A 20,218-nucleotide genomic window follows, 5' to 3' on the forward strand; every position below is an offset into this window, starting at 1 on the left:
TCGCCGCGACCGCCTCCATTAGGTTAAGCCGCCATGATCCCGCTCTCCGTCCTCGACCTCTCCGTCGTCACATCAGGCACCAAGCCCGCCGCGGCGCTGCGCAACAGCATCGATTTGGCGCGTCACGTCGATGGCCTCGGCTATGTCCGCTACTGGCTCGCCGAGCATCACAATCTCGCCTCCGTCGCGAGCCCCGCGCCCGACCTGATGATCGGCCAGATCGCGGCGGTGACGAAGCACCTCCGCGTCGGTTCCGGCGGGGTGATGCTGCCCAACCATGCGCCGCTGGTCGTCGCTGAGCGCTTCAAGATGCTGGAGGCGCTATTTCCGGGCCGGATCGATCTCGGTCTCGGCCGCGCGCCGGGCACCGATGGTGCGACGGCTTACGCGCTCAGGAGCCGGCTCGACCGCCGCGAGGGCGACGATTTCCTGGAGCGGCTGCACGAGTTGATCCTGTGGGAGACCCGCGAATTCCCCGCGGGGCACCCCTACAACAACGTCGTCGCAATGCCCGACGACACCAGACTGCCGCCTATCTGGCTGCTCGGCTCCAGCGATTATTCCTCGGAATTGGCCGCCCAGGTCGGCATGGGCTTCGCCTTCGCCCATCATTTCGCGTCCCACGACGCGATCGATGCGATGGTGCATTACCGCAATCGCTTTCAACCCTCGGCCTGGCGTGCGAGCCCACATGCCATTCTCGCGGTCGCCGTCATTGCGGCCGATACCGACGAGGAGGCCGAAAGGCTCGCCTCGTCCTTCGACCTCAACCGTCTTCGCCGCGACCGCGGTCAATATCTGCCGCTGCCGAGCGTCGAGGAGGCGATGGCCTATCCGTATACGGACGCCGAGCGCACCTCGATCCTGCGCAACCGCTCGCGCCTGTTCGTCGGCAGTCCCGCGACGGTGCAGAAGAAGCTGCAGCCGCTGATCTACGCAAGCAAGCCGGACGAGCTGATGGTGATCACGGCGGTGTATGACCACGCGGCGCGAAAGAAGTCGTATTCGCTGCTGGCGGAGGCATTCGGGCTCAGAGCGGCGGGGTAGCTTACCCTCCCCTGGAGGGGGCGGGTCGATTGCGCGCAGCGCGAGCGGGGTGATCTCTCCACTCGGGCAGTATTCGACGTGGAGAGACCGTCACCCACCCCGCTACGCATTGCGCTGCGCTCCATGCGTAGCGACCCACGGGCGAGCTGCGCTCGTCCCGGACCCCTCCAGGGGAGGGTGAGGGATCAATCCTGCACTTCGCTGAACGTGGCGCGGAACGGATGGCCCGGATATACGCCGACGATGCGGAATTCGCGCGAGAAGAATTTCAGCTCCTCGATGGCGAAGGCGAGGCCCTTGTCATCGGGATGGCCGTCGACGTCGGCATAGAACTGCGTGGCGAAGAAATTGCCGTCGACCATGTAGCTCTCGAGCTTGGTCATGTTGACGCCGTTGGTGGCGAAGCCGCCGAGCGCCTTGTAGAGCGCCGCCGGCAAATTGCGCACCCGGAAAACAAAGGTCGTGACGAGCGGCCCGGTGCCTTGGGGCGCCCATTTCGGCTCGCGCGCCAGTACCACGAAGCGCGTGGTGTTGTGGGCCTCGTCCTCGATGTCCTCGGCGAGGATGTCGAGACCGTAGATCTTTGCAGCAAGGCGCGAGGCGATCGCGGCCACCGTCTTGTCCTTGCGCTCCGAGATGTCGCGGGCGCTGCCGGCGGTATCGGCATGCACGATCGGCTTGATGCCGAGCTTGCGGATGATGCGCCGGCACTGGCCGAGCGCATGCACATGGCTCTCGACGCTCTTGATGTCTTCGAGCTTGGTGCCCTTCACGGCCATCAGCTGATGCCGGACCGGCAGAAACCATTCGCCGACGATGAAGAGGCCGGACGCCGGCAGGAGGTGATGGATGTCGGCGACGCGGCCGGCGACCGAATTCTCGATCGGGATCATGCCGAGATCGGCCTCGCCCGACGAGATCGCCGACAGCGCGTCTTCGAATGTGGCGCAGGGCATCGGTTCGGCGTCGGGATAGGCCTCGACGATGGCGATGTGGGAATTGGCGCCAGGCTCGCCCTGGAATGCGATCTTCATCTTGCTCATGCTCGGCCTTGTAGCAGCGGCTCAGGATTTGGAAAGGATGCTGCGCGCGGTCTCGAGGTCCGCCGGCGTATCGACCCCGCGGGGCACGGTGTCGACGATGGTGAAATCGATGCGCATTCCGGCCTCAAGCGCCCGGAGCTGCTCGAGCTTCTCCTGCAATTCCAGCGGAGACGGCGGAAGAGAGACGTAGCGCTCCAGCGCGGCGCGGCGAAAGGCATAGAGGCCGATATGGTGATAACGCGGTCCGTCGCCGGTCGGGGCGGTCGCGCGGGTGAAATAAAGTGCGCGCATCCGCCTGCCGCCAACCGAGGTTCCGATCGCCTTCACCACGCTTGGGGCGAGATCCTCTTCCTCGGTGTGGATCCGCGAGGCCAGCGTCGCGATGTCCACGGCCGGGTCTTGCAGCGGCGGCAGCACCTCGCGGATGTTGTCGATCGTGATGGTCGGGAAATCCCCCTGGACATTGACCACGATCTCGGCCTTGCCCTCGGGATCGAGCTTCTGCATGGCCTCGTGGATACGGTCCGAGCCGGAGGGGTGGTCGCCGCGGGTCATCACGGCCTCGCCGCCATGGGCGGTCACGACCGAAGCGATCTCGTCGGTGTCGGTGGCCACCGCGACCCTGCCGATTGCGGCGGCCTCGGCACGGCGCAGCACATGCACGATCATCGGCAATCCCGCGATATCGGCGAGCGGCTTGCCGGGCAGGCGGGTGGCGGCCATGCGAGCCGGGATCAGCACCAGGATGCGGGGATCGATCATCGGGTTCAAAGGTCTGAGGTCAAGAGCCTGAAAACGGAGCGTTTTCCGCACCGGGACATGGGATGGGGACGGGCCTGAAGCCGGGTCGCTTATACGGGTTGCCAGACCCCGGGCAAACCGATATCTCAATGGCAAAACTCGGGGAAACAATAAGGAACGTTTGATTCTCCGAGGCTCGTCCTGCGGCCATCCGGGCCGCTGTTTCCTTCTTGCGGTGGGGCCTGGCCGGAAATGGACTCTTTCGAACTCAACAAGATTCTCGGCGCCGTGTTCGGCACCTGTCTCTTCCTGCTGGTGACGAGCTTCACCGCGAGCGCGCTGTTCTCTCCCAAGATGCCGGAAAAGCCGGGCTTCGAGATCGCGGTCAAGCAAGATGCCGGCTCCGGCAAGGAGGGCGCCGCTGCCGCCGCATCGTCCGAACCGATCGAAAAGCTGCTCCAAACCGCCTCCGTCGAGAAGGGCTCCGCGGCCGCCAAGAAGTGTGGCGCCTGCCACACCTTCGAGAAGGGCGGCCCGAACCGAGTCGGTCCGAACCTCTATGGCGTCGTTGGCGAGCCCAAGGGCCAGGGCCGTGGTGGCTTCAACTTCTCGGCCGCCATCAAGGCCAAGGGTGGCAACTGGAGCTTCGACGACCTCAACAAGTTCCTCGCCAATCCGAAGGGCTTCATTCCGGGCACCGCGATGGGCTTTGCCGGTGTTGCCAAGGATTCCGAGCGTGCCGATATCATCGCCTATCTGAATTCGCAGTCGGAGAAACCTCAGCCGCTTCCGACGGCGTCAAAATAAGGTCCCAAGAACCGGCGCTCGAATACGGCCAGGCTGAAAAGTCTGGCCGTTTCCTTATCCGGGCCTCGCGGCGACGTTATCGGGGCGTTTGGCCGCATCCGATAGGCCGGCCGGGCTTCCAAGATGAGGAAAAAGCAACATATTCGGTCGAAACCTCGCCTATATTGGGAACTTAAAGGAGTAGCCTCCTTCAAGACAGGGATGTTGATTTGGCCATTACCCGACGCGATCTCCTGCTCACCGGCACTGCAGCCGCAGCGCTTCCAGCCCTTGGCTCCGTCGCGGGCGTTCCCGTCGGCGTGGCGCATGCGCAATCAGCAACTGAGCTGCCTTCCGGCGGGTTGCCTTGGCGCCACGCGCTGTCGCTGTTCGGAAAGGTCAAGTACCCCGCCGACTTCAAGCGCTTCGACTACGTCAATCCGGACGCCCCCAAAGGCGGTGTCGCGCGCCAGATCGCCGTCGGCACGTTCGACAATTTCAACATCGTCGTCTCCGGTGTGAAGGGCCAGGTCGCCGGTGCCGTCGCGTTCATCTATGAATCGCTCCTGACGCAGTCGCTCGACGAGGTCTCGACCGAATACGGCGCGCTGGCCGAAGCGGTCAGCCATCCCGACGATTTTTCCTTCGTCACCTATCGCCTGCGCCCGCAGGCGAAATGGCATGACGGCAAGCCTGTTACGCCGGAGGACGTGATCTTCTCGCTCGATTCCTTCAAGAAGAACCATCCGATGTACTCGGCCTATTACAGCCATGTGGTGAAGGCCGAGAAGGTCGGCGAGCGTGACGTGAAGTTCGTGTTCGACGCACCCGGCAACCGCGAGCTGCCGCTGATCGTGGGACAGCTGATCGTCCTTCCGAAACATTGGTGGGAGGGGACGGACGCGCAGGGCCGCAAGCGCGACATCTCCACCACAACGCTCGAAATGCCGCTTGGCTCGGGCCCCTACAAGGTCAAGGAATTCGTCGCAGGACGCTCGATCGCGCTGGAGCGCGTCAAGGACTATTGGGGCCGCGATCTTCCCATCAATGTGGGCCGCAATAATTTCGATGAGCTGCGCTACGAATATTTTCGCGACGGCACCGTTGCGATCGAGGCCTTCAAGGCCGACCAGGTCGATTGGCGCACCGAGAACAGCGCGAAGAGTTGGGCGACCGCCTATGATTTCCCGGCCGTGACCGAAAAGCGGGTGATCCTCGAGGAATTCGTCAATCGCAGCTCGGGCGTGATGCAGGCCTTCGTGCCGAACCTGCGCCGCGCCAAGTTCAGCGATCCGCGCGTGCGTCGTGCGCTCAACTACGCGTTCGACTTCGAGGAGATGAACAAGCAGATCTTCTACGGTCAGTACAAGCGCATCAGCAGCTATTTCGACGGCATCGAGGAGCTGATGGCAACGGGATTGCCGCAGGGTAAGGAGCTCGAAATTCTCGAGACCGTCCGCGCCCAGGTACCGCCCGAGGTCTTCACGACGCCCTACACCAATCCGGTCGGGGGTAGTCCGGAGGCGGTGCGCGACAATTTGCGTGAGGCGCTGCGCCTGTTCAAGGAAGCCGGCTACGAGGTGCGAGATCGCAAGCTGGTCGATGTCAAGACCGGTGCGCAGTTCTCGCTGGAATTGCTCAACTCGGATCCCAGCTTCGAACGAATTACGCTGTTCTACAAGCCGTCGCTGGAGCGGCTCGGCATTGCGGTGAGCGTTCGGACGGTCGATCCGACCCAGTATGAGAACAGGACGCGCGAGTGGGACTTCGACATCGTGACGAACTCCTGGGGCGAGTCACAATCGCCGGGCAACGAGCAGCGCGAGTTCTGGTCCTCCAAATCGGCCGACATCGCCGGGTCGCGCAACATCGCCGGCATCAAGAATCCGGCCATCGACAAGCTGATCGAGCGGGTGATCTACGCCACTGATCGCGACGATCTCGTCGCGGCCACCAAGGCCCTCGACCGCGTGCTGCTGTGGAATCACTACGTCGTGCCGCAATGGACCTACAACAAGGTGCGCACCGCGCGCTGGGATCGCTTCGGCCGGCCGACGGAATTGCCCAGGTATGGTCTGTCCGGCTTCCCGTTCATCTGGTGGTACGACGCAGACAAGGCGGCACGGATCGCAAAGAAATCGTGAAGGACAATCCCCGCATGACGCAGATGTCACGCCGCCATGTGCTGGTCCTGGGTGTTGGCGGCGCCCTCGGGGCGTCCGTCGGCGCGCCGCTGCTGCGCAGCGCGCGAGCATCGGAAGCGGCGACCGAGGCGCACGGCATGTCGGCATTCGGCGATCTCAAATATCCCGCCGACTTCCGTCATTTCGATTACGTCAATGTCGACGCGCCGAAAGGCGGCACGTTCTCGCTAATCCCGTCGGTGCGGGCCTACAATCAGTCCTACCAGACCTTCAACTCGCTCAACGCCTTCATCCTGAAAGGCGACGGCGCACAAGGTATGGGTATGACGTTCTCGCCGCTGATGATCCGCGCAGCTGACGAGCCCGACGCAATGTACGGGTTGGCGGCCAAATCCGTGCAGATATCGCCGGACAAGCTGGTCTACCGCTTCGCGATGCGACCCGAGGCGAAATTCCACGACGGGACCAGGCTCACCGCCCACGATGCAGCCTATTCGCTGACGACTCTGAAGACCAAGGGGCATCCGCTGATCACCGTGCAGATGCGCGACATGGTCAGTGCCGAAGCCCTCGACGATGCGACGCTCGTCGTCACCTTCGCCAAGGGACGTGCACGCGACGTGCCGCTCTATGTCGCCAGCCTGCCGATCTTCTCGAAGGCGTACTACGCCTCCCGCCCGTTCGAAGAATCGTCGCTGGAGATTCCGCTCGGCTCGGGCCCGTACAGGGTCGGCAGGTTCGAGGTCAATCGCTACATCGAGTTCGAGCGTGTGAAGGACTGGTGGGCCGCTGATCTGCCGCCCTGCCGCGGCAGCTACAATTTCGATGTGGTCCGCTATGAATTCTACCGCGATCGTGACGTCGCCTTCGAGGGCTTTACCGGCAAGAGCTATCTTTATCGCGAGGAGTTCACTTCGCGCATCTGGGCGACGCGCTATGACTTCCCGGCCGTGAAGGAAGGCCGAGTCAAGATGGAGGTCGTGCCCGACGATACGCCCTCCGGCGCGCAAGGCTGGTTCATCAATACGCGGCGCGACAAATTCAAAGACCCCCGCGTGCGCGAGGCCCTGATCAACGCTTTCGATTTCGAATGGACCAACAAGACAATCATGTACGGCGCTTACGCTCGTACGGTGTCGCCGTTCCAGAACTCGGACCTGATGGCCGGCAATGCGCCGCCTTCGCCGGAAGAGCTGAAGCTGCTGGAGCCGTTTCGCGGCCAGGTTCCTGACGAGGTGTTCGCGGCGCCGTTCACGCCGCCGGCCTCCGACGGCTCCGGACAGGACCGCAGCCTGCTCCGCAAGGCGCAGCAATTGCTGACCGAGGCCGGCGTGCCCATCAAGGACGGCAAGCGGGTGCTGCCGAACGGCGAATTGTTCAAGATCGAGTTCCTGCTGGATGAGCCCTCGTTCCAGCCGCACCACGCGCCTTACATCAAGAATCTCGCGACGCTCGGCATCGAAGCGAGCGTGCGCCTCGTCGATGCCGTACAGCACAAAGCCCGGCAGGAAGATTTCGATTTCGACATGACCATCCAGCGCTTCAGCATGTCGGCGACGCCAGGCGATGCCATGCGCGCGTTCTTCTCCTCGCAGGTCGCAAACACCAAGGGCTCGTACAATCTGGCTGGCGTCGCCAGTCCGGCGATCGACGCCATGATCGAGAAGATCATGGCGGCCGACAGCCGCGAAGACCTGACCGTCGCCTGCCGCGCCTTCGATCGCCTGTTCCGCGCCGGCCGGTATTGGGTGCCGCAATGGTACAACAGGACGCACCGGCTGGCTTATTGGGATCAGTTCGGACATCCGCCGAAGCTGCCGCGCTATGCCAACGGCGTCGGCGCGCCCGACATCTGGTGGTATGAGCCCGCCAAGGCGGCCAAGCTCGAGCAGGCAAAATAGCCATGAGCGCCTATATCGCCCGCCGCCTCCTGCTAATGATTCCGACCCTGCTTGGGATCCTCTTCGTGTCCTTCGTCGTGGTGCAATTCGCGCCGGGCGGCCCGGTTGAACGCGTGATCGCGCAGCTCTCGGGCGCCGACACCGGCGGCACCTCGCGCATATCGGGCGGCAGCGATTTTGCGCAGCGCGCGCCGGGGCAGGTCGGTGCGGGCGGCGATTCCGTCAACTCGAAATATCGCGGCGCGCAGGGCCTCGACCCCGATTTCATCAAGAAGCTGGAAGTGCAGTTCGGCTTCGACAAGCCCGCGCCGGAACGCTTCCTGCTGATGGTGTGGAACTTCGCCCGCTTCGATTTCGGCAAGAGCTATTTTCGCGACGTCAGCGTTCTGCAGCTCATCAAGGAAAAGCTGCCGGTCTCGATCTCGCTTGGCCTCTGGCTAACACTTCTGACCTACCTGATCTCGATCCCGCTCGGCATTCGCAAGGCCGTGAACGACGGGGCGCGGTTCGACACCTGGACCTCGACGGTGCTCGTGCTCGGCTATGCCATCCCCGGTTTTCTGTTCGCCATTCTCCTCATCATCCTGTTTGCCGGCGGCTCCTTCTTCAACTGGTTCCCGCTGCGCGGACTGACCTCGGACGGCTGGTCGCAGTTTCCCTGGTATTGGAAGATCATCGATTATTTCTGGCATCTGACGTTGCCACTTATCGCCATGGGGCTAGGTGCCTTCACCACCATGACGTTCCTGACCAAGAATTCGTTCCTGGATGAGATCCGCAAGCAATACGTCATGACCGCCCGCGCCAAGGGCTGCAGCGAGAACCGGGTGCTCTATGGCCACGTCTTCCGCAACGCGATGCTGATCGTGATCGCCGGCTTCCCCGGCACTTTCATCCACGCCTTCTTTTCCGGCTCGCTGCTGATCGAGACCATCTTCTCGCTGGACGGGCTCGGACTGCTCAGCTTCGAGAGCGTGCTCAATCGCGATTATCCCGTGGTGTTCGGCACGCTCTACATCTTCTCGCTGGTCGGCCTCGTGATCAACCTGATCTCCGACCTGACCTATATGTGGATCGACCCCCGGATCGATTTCGAAGCGCGGGAGGTCTGATGACGATCACCGCGCCGACGCCGATTGAGACCACAGCGAAGTCGCCGCTCGGCGATGCCGTTCCGATCACGCGCAAGCCGTTCGCTCCATCGCCGCTTAACCGGCGGCGGTGGCAGAACTTCAAGGCGAACCACCGCGGCTACTGGTCGTTCTGGATCTTCATCGGCCTGTTCGTGATTTCGCTGTTCGCCGAACTGATCGCGAACGATCGGCCCTTCCTGATCAAGTTCGATGGCCGTCTCTATTGGCCGGCTTTCGTCACCTATTCGGAGACGACGTTCGGCGGCGATTTCGAGACGGCGGCCGACTATCGTGACCCCTACTTGCAGAAGCTGATCAAGGAGAAGGGCGGCAGCATCGTCTGGCCGCTGATCCGTTACTCCTACGATACCCACAATCTCGATCTGCCGACGCCGGCGCCGTCGCCGCCGACCTGGATGCTGACGGAGAAGCAGTGCAAGCCGGTGGTGGAGAAGAAGGGACTGAAGAGCTGCCGCGATCTCGAATACAATTGGCTCGGCACCGACGATCAGGGCCGCGACGTGGTGGCGCGGCTGATCTACGGCTTCCGCATCTCGGTGCTGTTCGGCCTTTGCCTCACCATCGTTTCGTCGGTCATCGGCATCGCGGCGGGTGCGGTGCAGGGCTATTTCGGCGGTTGGGTCGATCTGATCTTCCAGCGTTTCATCGAGATCTGGACCGCGATTCCATCGCTGTATCTTCTCCTGATCCTGTCCTCGGTGCTGGTGCCCGGTTTCTTCGTGCTACTCGGCATCTTGCTGCTGTTCTCCTGGGTCTCGCTGGTTGGCCTCGTGCGGGCCGAATTCCTGCGCGGGCGCAATTTCGAATACGTCCAGGCGGCACGTGCGCTCGGCGTCTCCAATCCTCTGATCATGTTCCGCCACCTGCTGCCTAACGCGATGGTCGCGACCATGACGTTCCTGCCGTTCATCGTTTCGAGCTCGGTGATGACGCTGACGGCGCTCGATTTCCTCGGCTTCGGCCTGCCACCGGGATCGCCCTCGCTCGGCGAATTGCTCTCGCAGGCCAAGGCCAATGTGCAGGCACCGTGGCTCGGCTTCTCCGGCTTCTTCTCGGTCGCGATCATGCTCTCGCTGTTGATCTTCATCGGTGAAGCCGTGCGCGACGCCTTCGACCCGCGCAAGACGTTCAGGTAAGGCCATGGATGCGATCAACCAGCCCCTGCTCGCCGTTCGCGACCTCTCGGTGGCCTTTCACCAGGGCGGCGCCACCACGCTTGCGGTCGACAAGGTCTCGTTCCAGATCAAGCGCGGCGAATGCGTCGCGCTGGTCGGCGAGTCCGGCTCCGGCAAGTCGGTCAGCGCACTCTCGATCCTGAAGCTGCTGCCGTATCCGAATGCCTCCCATCCCTCCGGCAGCATCCGCTTCAAGGGCCAGGAGTTGATCGACCAGTCCGAGCAGCAGATGCGGGAGATCAGGGGCAGCGACATCTCCATCATCTTCCAGGAGCCGATGACCTCGCTCAATCCGCTGCACACGATCGAGGCGCAGATCGGCGAGATCATCCAGCTGCACAATCCGACCAGCAATGCGCAGGCCCGCAAGCGCACGCTGGAGCTCTTGACCCAGGTCGGCATTCCCGATCCAGAGACGCGCCTGAACAGCTATCCGCACCAGCTCTCCGGCGGCCAGCGCCAGCGTGTGATGATCGCGATGGCGCTCGCCAACGAGCCGGACCTTCTGATCGCGGACGAGCCGACCACGGCGCTCGACGTCACCGTGCAGGCGCAGATCCTGGCGCTGCTCGCCGAGATCCGCGCGCGGCTCGGCATGAGCCTGCTGTTCATCACCCACGATCTCGGCATCGTGCGCCGCATTGCCGACACCGTCTGTGTCATGAAGGGGGGCGTGATCGTCGAGCAGGGTCCGGTCGAGCAGGTCTTCAAGACCCCGAAACATCCCTATACACGCGACCTGCTCGCGGCGGAGCCCAAGCCCGATCCGGCGCCGCCGCAGCCGAATGCGCCGGTGGTGATGTCGGCCAATGACCTAAAAGTCTGGTTCCCGATCAAGCGCGGCCTGATGCGCAAAACGGTCGGTCACATCAAGGCGGTCGATGGGGTCAGTGTCGCCGTACGCAAGGGCGAGACGCTCGGCGTCGTCGGCGAATCCGGCTCGGGCAAGACCACGCTGGGGCTGGCGCTGCTGCGGCTGATCTCCTCGAACGGACGCATCGTGTTCTTAGGGAACGACATCCAGGGCCTGCGCTTCAAGGAGATGCGTCCCTTCCGGCGCGACATGCAGATCGTGTTTCAGGATCCGTTCGGCTCGCTCTCACCGCGCATGTCGGTCGCCGACATCATCGCCGAGGGCCTGTCCGTGCATCAGCCGGCGCTCTCGCGCGAGGAACGCGAGGCGCGCGTGGTCAAGGCACTCGAGGATGTCGGACTCAATCCGGAGACGCGCTTCCGCTATCCGCACGAATTCTCCGGCGGCCAGCGTCAGCGCATCTCGATCGCGCGCGCGATCGTGCTGGAGCCTGATTTCGTCGTGCTGGACGAGCCGACCAGCGCGCTCGACATGCTGTTCCAGGCGCAGATGGTCGATCTGTTGCGCGAGCTTCAGCGCAAGCGCGAGCTCACCTACATGTTCATTTCGCACGATTTGCGCGTCGTCGCCTCGCTCGCCAGCCACCTCATCGTGATGCGCGGCGGCAAGGTCGTCGAGGAGGGGCAGGCGGCCGAGCTGTTCAGGAATCCGAAGACGGATTATACCCGAGCGCTGTTCGCGGCCGCGTTCCGGCTGGAGACGGCCGGGAACGGGGCGGTGGCGACGTAGCGCTCCGTCAGAGCCGCTTGATCGCGACGACCTCGCTGCCAGCCGCCTTGATCCGCGCGATCGCCGGCTCGATCGGCTCGATCACCGTTGCCATGTGATGCGCATTGGCGTGAACCATGGTGGTGGCGTCGCGCACGATGGCGACATGACCTTTCCAGAAGATCAGATCGCCGCGCTGCAAGCTGCTCCGCTCATGCGGCTCCAGCGTGCGGCCGAGACCGGCGAGCTGCATGTCGCTGTCGCGCGGGCAGCCGATCCCGGCTGATGTCAGCGAGACCTGGACGAGGCCGGAGCAATCGATGCCAAAGCTGCTCTTGCCGCCCCAGAGATAGGGCGTGCCGACGAAGCGCTCGGCCACCGCGACCAAATCCGGCTCGCGATGATCGAGCGGGATGAGATGCGTTCTCGGCAGATATCTGCCGTCGTGCGTCACGGCGAAGCTGCCGTCCTCGCGCGCCACGGCAAGCTTCGATCCCATCACGAGCGTGTCGGCCGGCGGCAGCTTGATCGAGGGGCCGGGGAACGCAAACGTCCGCAGTGCGCCGACCACGTGCGTTGGGGCGGCCGACGGCTTTGCGAGCGCCGCATCCGGGAGCCAGCCGACATAGCCATCGCTACTGAGCTGGCCCCAGGCCCAACCCTCGCCGTTGCGGTCGTAGATGGTGACGCGTTCGCCGCGCAGCGCTTCGGTCATCAACGTCGCGTTGGAGGACGGCTGCTCGCGCATGGGCGCGATCGGCTCGACGACCTCGAACTCGTCACCCTCGACGAAGCGCTGCGCCTCGACCTTGCCTTCGAGATATTTGGCGGCAAGGTCGCCCCGCGCCGGCGTCAGCCTCGGGTCGTGTCCTGGATCAGGCATAGCGCTCGCTCAGCAATGCGTAGATGGCGCGTGCGGCCTGGCATTCGCCGCCCTCGGGCCGCGCCGGCTTCGCCGACGGCGTCCAGCCATAGATGTCAACATGGAGCCAGCTCTTGGCGTGCTCGACGAAGCGTTGCAGGAACAGCGCGCAGGTGATCGAGCCGGCGAAACCGCCCGAGGGTGCATTGGTGATGGTGGCGGTCTTGGAGTCCAGCCAGGCATCGTAAGGCGGCCACAGCGGCATGCGCCACAACGGATCGTTCTCCCTCATCGCGCAGCGCGCGAGGTCGGCAGCCAGCGTCTCATCATGGGTGTAGAAGGGCGGCAGATCCGGCCCCAGTGCGACGCGGGCCGCGCCGGTCAGCGTGCCCAGGTCGATCAGCAGATCGGGCTTCTCCTCGTCGGCCAGCGCCAGCGCGTCGGCGAGAACGAGGCGGCCTTCGGCGTCGGTATTGCCGATCTCGACGGTGATCCCTTTGCGCGAGGTGAAGATATCGAGCGGACGGAAGGCATTGCCCGCGACGGCGTTCTCCACCGCCGGGATCAGCACGCGCAGCCGCACCTTCAGCTTCGCATCCATCACCATGCGCGCCAGCGCCAGCACGTTGGCGGCGCCGCCCATGTCCTTCTTCATGATCAGCATGCCGCTCGACGGCTTCAGGTCGAGCCCGCCGGTGTCGAAACAGACGCCCTTGCCGACCAGCGTCACCTTGGGATGATCAGGATCGCCCCAGACGATGTCGATCAGCCGTGGCGCGCGGCTGGAGGCCATGCCGACGGCGTGGATCAGCGGAAAGTTCTTTGCCAGCTCTTCGCCGACGGTGCAGGAAAAGCTCGCGCCGAACTCGGCGGCGAGCGCTTGCGCGGCTGCGGCGAGCTCATCCGGGCCCATGTCGTTGGACGGCGTGTTGATGAGGTCGCGCGCGAGCATTGCCGCATCGGCAATCCGCTCGATCTCGGCCGCGTCGACACTGTCAGGCGGCACCAGCCGGATCTCGGGGCGATCTGCCTTGCGGTAGCGGGCAAAGCGGTAGCAACCCAGTGCGAAGGCGAGCGCGGCCAGCCGCGCATCGTGCGGTGCATTGGCAAACCGATAGGTGCCGGGCGGCAAGAGGCCGGGCAGGGCGCCGGGCCGAAACAGGTCGCGCGATCTTGCATCCTCTTCCTCGAGCCCGAACAGCACCTGAGCAATGGTGCCGTCGGTCGCGGGCAGCGCCAGATAGCTGCCCGGCTTGGCGGCGAAGGCGCTGGCACGCGCGAACTGACGTTGCGCCGGCGGCAGCGTCTCCGCGACCTGATCCCAGCTCGATTTGGTGACGAAGGTGATCGGGGTGGCGGTGGATGACGTCTCGAAGACAGAAGGCATTGGCGGGTCCGGATCGTCAGTTCAGGCGAGTCATGCGAACGGACGAGACTTCGCAGAGTTTGGCCGCCGCTGCAATCGGCTTTGCCGTCACCGTTCAGCGAGCCGCTACTCGCCGCAAGGTGGGCATGCGGTTCGATGCGCTCGACGAGATCCGCGAGCGGCTTGCCATCGAGTATCGAACGGGCGCGACGAAACCGTCCGCGGACAAATCTCGTATCTCACGCCGAGAGCTGCCGTTCGCAACGCCACGGCCGCAGGGCTTTACTAGCGCTTCGGTTGTGGCATTATCGACGAACATTTTAGATTGTGTCGCTTGTTCTGCATGAACCCGAACGCAGACACGCGGCGGCATGGTGCCTGCCCAGGTTGGTCGATACGGCTGAATCTGCTCGTCGAAGCATTTTTCTCGTTGTTTGGGCGGCGCAGCATATGCAGATGAGCGGCGCAAAATGGATAGATCGTTCGTTGTTGCGCAGATTTCCGACCTGCATCTGGACGGGTCGGGCCGGCTGCTTCCGGCCATCGAGACGCTCAGGGCCGCGATTTGCGAGAAGATGGCGGCTGCCGCGAATGTTCCCGATCGCATCCTGCTGATCACGGGCGATCTGGTGGACGACCCAACGCCGCGCGCGCTCGACGAGGCGCTCGCCGTCATCGCATGCTTCCGGCAGACGGGGCTATTCACCGACATCCAAGCCGTGGCAGGCAATCACGACGTCAAGCGGCCGAGCCAGCGTGCGGGCCGTCACGACGCCTACGATTACCTGCACCTGCCGCGGACGGCGAAGAATGTCTATTACCGTCAGGCAGGCCTCGACCTGGTGCTGCTCGATTCCAATCGCGCCAACTTGAAGGCGCTCGCGAGCGGCAAGATCGACGAGAGCGCTTACAAGGCGATGGTCGCCGATTCCGCCCGGCTGAGCACCGAGGTCGCGGGAAGCATCGGTTCGGCCGGGCGCGTCGACTACGCCGAGCCGGCGGAAAATCTGGTGCGTGTGCTGGCCCTGCACCATCACCCACTGCCGCAGGCCACCGGCGAAGGAAAGCGCTTTCTAGGCATGCCGGACGAGCCGCTGATGTATCTCGCCGCACCCGCGACCTTCCTCGAGGCCGCCACCTCGCTCAATGTCGATCTGGTTCTGCACGGTCATCGCCATGTCGAGGGGCTGACCCGCTATTCCATCCCCGATCCGCGTGCGACGTCGAGCGAGAGCGGTGAGGCGTTCTGGCGCACGATCTACGTGCTCTCCTGTCCGTCCTCGACCGGGCAAGCCGGCGACGATGCCGGTTTCAACCTCGTCCATTTCGGCCCCGCGTCCCATGCCGGCCGCAACGAGCACCGCTTCGCGATCACCCGCTATACGAGGCTCCGCAACGATGCGGCCTTCAGGCCGCTCGATTCCAACCTGCCGGGCGGCGTCATCAGGCTGCCGGCGGGGCGGGATTTTTCCCGCGACCCGGCCGTCCAGTCGGCGATCGAGGCGGCCTCGTCCCGCACACTGAAACGCGACCAGGTCGCGGCGATCGTCCGCCGGCTGTTCATGCGTGGCAGCTTTTACGATGAGGCGGAGCCGAACTGGGCGATAGCGCTCTACACCTACATGGTCTCGGCCCATGCCTGGGCGGAGCTCGAGCGTAAGACCGCGAGATCCCGGCCGGGATTCGACAGCGACGCGCTCGCCGCGGTGAAGACGTTGCTCGGCCGATTGATCGAGCAATCCGCTGACGTGCTCGGCATCGATCGCGCTCAGCTCGATGAGCTCTACGGGAGAGGCCTGATCAATTGTAACGACTTCCTGCGTCAGGTGCCTCGGCTGCCTTCTGAAGGTGTCGACGTTCAGCGGCGGGGGCGGCAGAGGCTGCAACTGCTGCTGGAGCTGGATCAGCAGGTGCAGGCGCTCGGCCCCGATCTCGGCCTCGGCGGCAAAGCGCCGCCGCAACCATCGCCGGCGTGAGAGAAGCGCGTCTGAGCGCTGTTAACCGGCCGTTAGGGTTAACATTCTACTGCTGACACGTTCGGCTCGATCGAGCAGCTCGAGAGTCAAAGCGTCATGCGTCAACGGATCAGGCTTACCCGGCTACTTGCTTCGACGTCGCTGGTCGCGACGGTGGCGATGAGCCTCGGCGGCTGCACGGCGATGTCGAAACTCTCGGAGGTGACGGGCTCGGTCGGCCCCCGGGCGGACGCGGCCTCCGCCGATCGCGCGCCCACCGATCCGGCGCGTGCGGTCGAAGCCTATGGCGAGCGCTACCGCGCCAATCCCAAAGACGCCGACGCCGCGCTCGCCTATGGACAGGCCTTGCGCGCCAACGGCCAGCGCGCCCAGGCCGCCGCCGTGCTCGAGCAGGCGACCATCGCCAACCCCGGCAACAAGGCGCTGCTTGCCCAGTACGGCCGCGCACTCGCCGACAACGGCAATTTCCAGCAGGCCTTCGACGTGCTGTCGAAGGCGCATTCGCCCGACAATCCGGACTGGCGCCTGCTCTCCGTGCAGGGCACCGCGCTCGACCAGATGGGCCGTCATGAGGAGGCGCGATCCTATTACGCGAGCGCGCTCAAGATCGCACCGGGTGATCCCGGCGTGCTCTCCAACCTCGGCCTGTCCTACATGCTGTCGAAAGAGCTGCCGAAGGCGGAAGAGGCGCTGCGGCAGGCGCATGCCTCGCCGCGGGCCAGCGCCCGGGTCCGGCAGAACCTCGGCCTGGTCGTCGGCCTGCAGGGCCGCTTCGCGGAGGCGGAGACCATCGTCAAGGCGGACCTGCCGCCGGACCAAGCTGCGGCCAATGTCGCCTATCTCAAGGAGATGCTGAGCCGTAGCGAGGCCCCGCGCGGCGCGCCGAAGCGGACGCCGGTCGCTTCGCTGAGCCAGCCCGGCTGATCATCTGACTTCCTGGCCTTGGTGGCGGACCGTACGGTCCAGCCCGGCTCATTGCATCTCGGTGACCTTGATGGCGGTGGGTCCGAGAATGACCACGAACAGCACAGGCAGGAAAAACAGGATCATCGGCACCGTGAGCTTCGGCGGCAGCGCGGCCGCCTTCTTCTCGGCCTCGTTCATGCGCATGTCGCGATTTTCCTGCGCCATGACGCGCAGGGAATGGCCGAGCGGAGTGCCGTATCGTTCCGCCTGTTGCAGCGCCAGACACACCGACTTGACGCCCTCGAGCCCGGTGCGCCGTGCCAGGTTCTCATAGGCGACCTTGCGATCCTGCAGGTAGGACAGCTCGGCCGTGGTCAGGGTGAACTCCTCCGACAGCGCGATCGACTGGCCCACGATCTCGGTCGCAACTTTCCGGAATGCCATCTCGACCGACATGCCCGATTCGATGCAGATCAGGAGCAAATCGAGCGCGTCGGGAAACGCACGCTTGATCGAGAGCTGGCGCTTGGAGATCGCATTCCTGAGGAACAGCATCGGCGCCTGGAGGCCGAGATAGGCGGCGCCGATACAGATGCCGATCTTGATCGGCATCGCCTGTTGCATGTTTCCGATCACGAACACGTAGAGGGCCGAGCCGATCAAGAACACGATCGGGGCGACCATGCGGGCAAACAGGAAGGTGATGTAGGGCGCCTGGCCGCGGTAACCCGCCATGATGAGCTTGTCCCGCGCAGCCTCCTGCGCGAGCCATTTGGTCAGGTTGAAGTCCTCAACCACCTTGGAGACGAGTTGCTTCGGCGTCTGGCGCAGCGAAACCTTCTCGCTCTTGTTGAGACGCTCACGCTCGCGCTGCCGGATGCGTTCACGCTCGCTCGCCACCGCCTTCATGCGCTTGGAGAGGCCCTCGCCGGCGAACAACGGCATCACCAGCGTATAGACGGTGGCGCTCGCGGCGATGGCCGCGAGCAGCATGGTCATGAAACGGACGTCGTGCAGTTTCGAGACGAGGAATTCGACCATGCGACACCGTCAGAAATCGAAGTTGATCATCTTCTTCATCACCAGGATGCCGATCGACATCCAGACGACGCAGCCGACCAGCATCAGCTGGCCGGTGGGATGAGTCCAAAGCACCGAGATGTATTGCGGCGTCGTGAGATAGACCAGGAACATCACGATCGGCGGCAGCGAGCCGATGATGCCGGCCGAGGCCTTGGCTTCCATCGACATCGCCTGGATCTTTTCCTTCATCTTCTTGCGGTCGCGCAGCACCTTGGAGAGGTTACCGAGCGCTTCGGAGAGGTTGCCGCCCGATTTCTGCTGGATCGACACCACGATTCCGAAGAAATTGGCTTCCGGCAGCGGCATGCGCTCGTAGAGCCGCGCGCAGGCTTCGCCCAGCGGCATGCCGATCGCCTGCGTCTCGATGATGGCCAGAAACTCGCTGCGCAGCGGCTCGGGCGAATCGGCGGCTACGACCTTGATCGATTCGAACAAGGGCAGGCCTGCCTTGATGCCGCGGACGATCACGTCGACCGCGTCGGGCAGTGCAGCCAGGAACTTGGTTTCGCGACGCTTCTTGAGGAAGCCGAGTGCCCAGCGCGGCAGGCCGAAGCCGCCGGCAAAGGCAAGACCGGCGGCGCCGATCAGGCCGCCGCCCGCGAACATAGCGGCCGCGAAAAAAACGCCGGCCACCACGGCGGATACGGTCCAGAACTTCTGGGGCGTCCAGTCGAGCCCGGCCTGCGACAGGCGGACGCTGAGCGGAGCGCTCTTCTCCTGGGCGCGCCGCGCCTCGAGGTCCTTCAGCGTGGACTCGACCTGCTCGCGGCGAGAGCGCTGGGTTTTCTCGGCCTGCCGGGCCGTGGGCGCTTCGGCGCGCGCGACCGAGGCACGGCGGCTTTCCGCCTTTCGCTCCCCAGACAGCACCGGATAGAGGAATACCCAGGCGATGCCACCAACTGCTGCGGTGGCGAGGAAGGCGAGGGCGAGGACCTGCATGTTCATGGCGCTGCCAATCTGCTCACGTCTTCGGCGCGACTTCCGCCGCGTCGAGCGCCGCGGCGAGGCGCTTCTCCTCGCCGTAATAACGGGCGCGTTCCCAGAACTTCGGACGGCCGATGCCGGTTGAGCGGTGCCGGCCGATGATCTTGCCGTTGGCGTCCTCGCCGACCATGTCGTAGAGGAAGATGTCCTGGGTGATGATGGTGTCGCCTTCCATGCCCATCACCTCGGTGATGTGGGTGATGCGGCGGGAGCCGTCGCGCAGGCGCGCGGCCTGGATGATGACGTCGATCGAGGCGCAGATCATCTCGCGAATTGTTCGCGACGGAAGGGAAAAGCCGCCCATCGTGATCATGGATTCGCAGCGCGACAGCGCCTCGCGCGGGTTGTTGGCGTGCAGCGTGCCCATCGAGCCGTCATGGCCGGTGTTCATGGCCTGCAGCAGGTCGAAGGCTTCGGGTCCGCGGACCTCGCCGACGATGATGCGTTCGGGACGCATACGCAGGCAGTTGCGCACCAATTCGCGCATCGTGACCTGGCCCTCGCCCTCGATGTTGGGCGGACGGGTTTCCAGCCGCACCACGTGAGGCTGCTGCAGCTGGAGCTCGGCGGCGTCCTCGCAGGTGATGACGCGCTCGTCGTGCTCGATGTAGTTGGTGAGGCAGTTGAGCAGGGTCGTCTTGCCCGAGCCGGTACCGCCGGAAATCAGCACGTTGCAGCGGACGCGGCCGATGATCTGAAGGATCTCGGCGCCTTCCGGCGTGATCGCGCCGAACTTGACGAGCTGATCCAGCGTCAGCTTGTCTTTCTTGAATTTGCGGATGGTGAGCGCGGGGCCGTCGATCGACAGCGGCGGCACGATGGCGTTGACACGGGAGCCGTCGGCGAGGCGCGCGTCGCAGATCGGCGAGGATTCGTCGACGCGTCGGCCGACCTGGCTGACGATGCGCTGGCAGATATTGAGAAGCTGCTGGTTGTCGCGGAAGCGGATGCCGGTACGCTGGATCTTGCCGCCGACCTCAATGTAGACGGTGTTGGCGCCATTGACCATGATGTCGGCGATGTCGTCGCGCGACAATAGCGGCTCGAGCGGGCCGTAACCGAGGACGTCGTTGCAGATGTCGTCGAGCAGCTCCTCCTGCTCGGCGATCGACATCACGATGTTCTTGATCGCGATGATCTCGTTGACGATGTCGCGGATTTCCTCGCGCGCGGACTCCGAATCGAGCTTGGCGAGCTGGGCGAGGTCGATGGCCTCGATCAGCGCGCCGAAGATGGTCGCCTTGACCTCGTAATAATTGTCCGAACGCCGGCTCTCCATGGTCGGAGGCGGCGGAGCCTTGGCGGGCGCAAGCGGCGGCGAGGCGACGGCCGGCGGAGGCGGAGCGCGCGACACCGTCGGCGCCTGAGCCGGGGCAGGCTCGAGCGACACGGCGCCGGGCTTGGGCGCCCGAAGGTCGGTGTCTGTTCCGCTACGCTTACCGAACACTTAACAACTCCATGCGGCGGC

Annotated in this window: 17 protein-coding genes; 10 read left to right on the top strand and 7 right to left on the bottom strand. The window is 64.4% G+C overall.

Annotated features, from left to right (window positions below; genetic code table 11):
- Positions 1-33 precede the first annotated feature (33 nt).
- Positions 34-1,047, top strand: coding sequence for an LLM class flavin-dependent oxidoreductase (locus I6F21_RS10030; RefSeq protein WP_036021573.1), 1,014 nt, complete (start codon positions 34-36; stop codon positions 1,045-1,047).
- 185 nt (positions 1,048-1,232) lie between these two features.
- Here the strand turns inward: I6F21_RS10030 and I6F21_RS10035 are convergent, their stop codons facing one another.
- Positions 1,233-2,090, bottom strand: a complete 858-nt coding sequence (locus I6F21_RS10035) for a prephenate dehydratase (RefSeq protein WP_035998021.1) — start codon at positions 2,088-2,090, stop codon at positions 1,233-1,235.
- Between the two features lie 21 nt (positions 2,091-2,111).
- Positions 2,112-2,852 carry a 3-deoxy-manno-octulosonate cytidylyltransferase gene (locus I6F21_RS10040; protein ID WP_035998024.1) on the bottom strand — a complete coding sequence of 247 codons (741 nt, stop codon included), beginning with the start codon at positions 2,850-2,852 and terminating at the stop codon, positions 2,112-2,114.
- Positions 2,853-3,083: 231 nt separating this feature from the next.
- Between I6F21_RS10040 and I6F21_RS10045 the strand changes: the two genes are divergently transcribed.
- The 6 genes from I6F21_RS10045 to I6F21_RS10070 all read left to right on the top strand — a co-directional run bounded on the left by I6F21_RS10045 (position 3,084) and on the right by I6F21_RS10070 (position 11,594).
- Entirely contained in the window at positions 3,084-3,638 is a 555-nt protein-coding gene (locus I6F21_RS10045) for a cytochrome c family protein (RefSeq protein WP_057028167.1), read from the top strand.
- 209 nt (positions 3,639-3,847) lie between these two features.
- Positions 3,848-5,761 (top strand): extracellular solute-binding protein, encoded by a 1,914-nt coding sequence (locus tag I6F21_RS10050; protein WP_225139322.1) that lies wholly within the window; start codon positions 3,848-3,850, stop codon positions 5,759-5,761.
- 14 nt (positions 5,762-5,775) lie between these two features.
- Positions 5,776-7,662 carry an extracellular solute-binding protein gene (locus I6F21_RS10055; RefSeq protein ID WP_225183114.1) on the top strand — a complete coding sequence of 629 codons (1,887 nt, stop codon included), beginning with the start codon at positions 5,776-5,778 and terminating at the stop codon, positions 7,660-7,662.
- A gap of 2 nt (positions 7,663-7,664) precedes the next feature.
- Complete coding sequence (locus tag I6F21_RS10060) at positions 7,665-8,774, top strand: microcin C ABC transporter permease YejB (protein WP_035998032.1); 1,110 nt, start codon at positions 7,665-7,667, stop codon at positions 8,772-8,774.
- Positions 8,774-9,952 (top strand): ABC transporter permease, encoded by a 1,179-nt coding sequence (locus I6F21_RS10065; RefSeq protein WP_036021579.1) that lies wholly within the window; start codon positions 8,774-8,776, stop codon positions 9,950-9,952. Before I6F21_RS10060 ends, I6F21_RS10065 begins: the two co-directional genes overlap by 1 nt.
- Before the next feature lie 4 nt (positions 9,953-9,956).
- A complete protein-coding gene (locus tag I6F21_RS10070) occupies positions 9,957-11,594 on the top strand; it encodes an ABC transporter ATP-binding protein (protein ID WP_036021581.1) in 1,638 nt (545 codons plus the stop codon).
- 7 nt (positions 11,595-11,601) lie between these two features.
- Here the strand turns inward: I6F21_RS10070 and I6F21_RS10075 are convergent, their stop codons facing one another.
- Together I6F21_RS10075 and I6F21_RS10080 are read right to left on the bottom strand one after the other, a co-directional pair.
- Positions 11,602-12,456, bottom strand: a complete 855-nt coding sequence (locus I6F21_RS10075; RefSeq protein WP_225141059.1) for a C40 family peptidase — start codon at positions 12,454-12,456, stop codon at positions 11,602-11,604.
- Positions 12,449-13,822: a leucyl aminopeptidase family protein gene (locus I6F21_RS10080; protein WP_225126425.1), complete on the bottom strand. Its 1,374-nt coding sequence runs from the start codon at positions 13,820-13,822 to the stop codon at positions 12,449-12,451. The genes I6F21_RS10075 and I6F21_RS10080 overlap by 8 nt, the downstream gene beginning before the upstream one ends.
- Before the next feature lie 32 nt (positions 13,823-13,854).
- Here I6F21_RS10080 and I6F21_RS10085 point away from each other — a divergent pair, with 32 nt between their 5' ends.
- The 3 genes from I6F21_RS10085 (at position 13,855) to I6F21_RS10095 (ending at position 16,701) form a co-directional block, all read left to right on the top strand.
- A complete protein-coding gene (locus I6F21_RS10085; protein WP_225183115.1) occupies positions 13,855-14,148 on the top strand; it encodes a hypothetical protein in 294 nt (97 codons plus the stop codon).
- 123 nt (positions 14,149-14,271) lie between these two features.
- Positions 14,272-15,777 (top strand): metallophosphoesterase, encoded by a 1,506-nt coding sequence (locus I6F21_RS10090; protein ID WP_225183116.1) that lies wholly within the window; start codon positions 14,272-14,274, stop codon positions 15,775-15,777.
- A 96-nt stretch (positions 15,778-15,873) separates the two neighbouring features.
- Entirely contained in the window at positions 15,874-16,701 is an 828-nt protein-coding gene (locus tag I6F21_RS10095) for a tetratricopeptide repeat protein (RefSeq protein WP_036021589.1), read from the top strand.
- 48 nt (positions 16,702-16,749) lie between these two features.
- On the opposite strand, the gene I6F21_RS10100 is transcribed toward I6F21_RS10095, so the two are convergent.
- From I6F21_RS10100 to I6F21_RS10110, 3 genes are read right to left on the bottom strand one after another with little or no spacing between them, the layout of a single operon-like run.
- Entirely contained in the window at positions 16,750-17,724 is a 975-nt protein-coding gene (locus I6F21_RS10100; protein ID WP_036021591.1) for a type II secretion system F family protein, read from the bottom strand.
- Positions 17,725-17,733: 9 nt separating this feature from the next.
- Positions 17,734-18,711: a type II secretion system F family protein gene (locus tag I6F21_RS10105; protein ID WP_057028159.1), complete on the bottom strand. Its 978-nt coding sequence runs from the start codon at positions 18,709-18,711 to the stop codon at positions 17,734-17,736.
- A 16-nt stretch (positions 18,712-18,727) separates the two neighbouring features.
- Positions 18,728-20,197 carry a CpaF family protein gene (locus tag I6F21_RS10110; protein ID WP_036036829.1) on the bottom strand — a complete coding sequence of 490 codons (1,470 nt, stop codon included), beginning with the start codon at positions 20,195-20,197 and terminating at the stop codon, positions 18,728-18,730.
- Positions 20,198-20,218 lie beyond the last annotated feature (21 nt).

Source organism: Bradyrhizobium sp. NBAIM03, assembly GCF_020194055.1.
GTDB lineage: Bacteria > Pseudomonadota > Alphaproteobacteria > Rhizobiales > Xanthobacteraceae > Bradyrhizobium > Bradyrhizobium yuanmingense.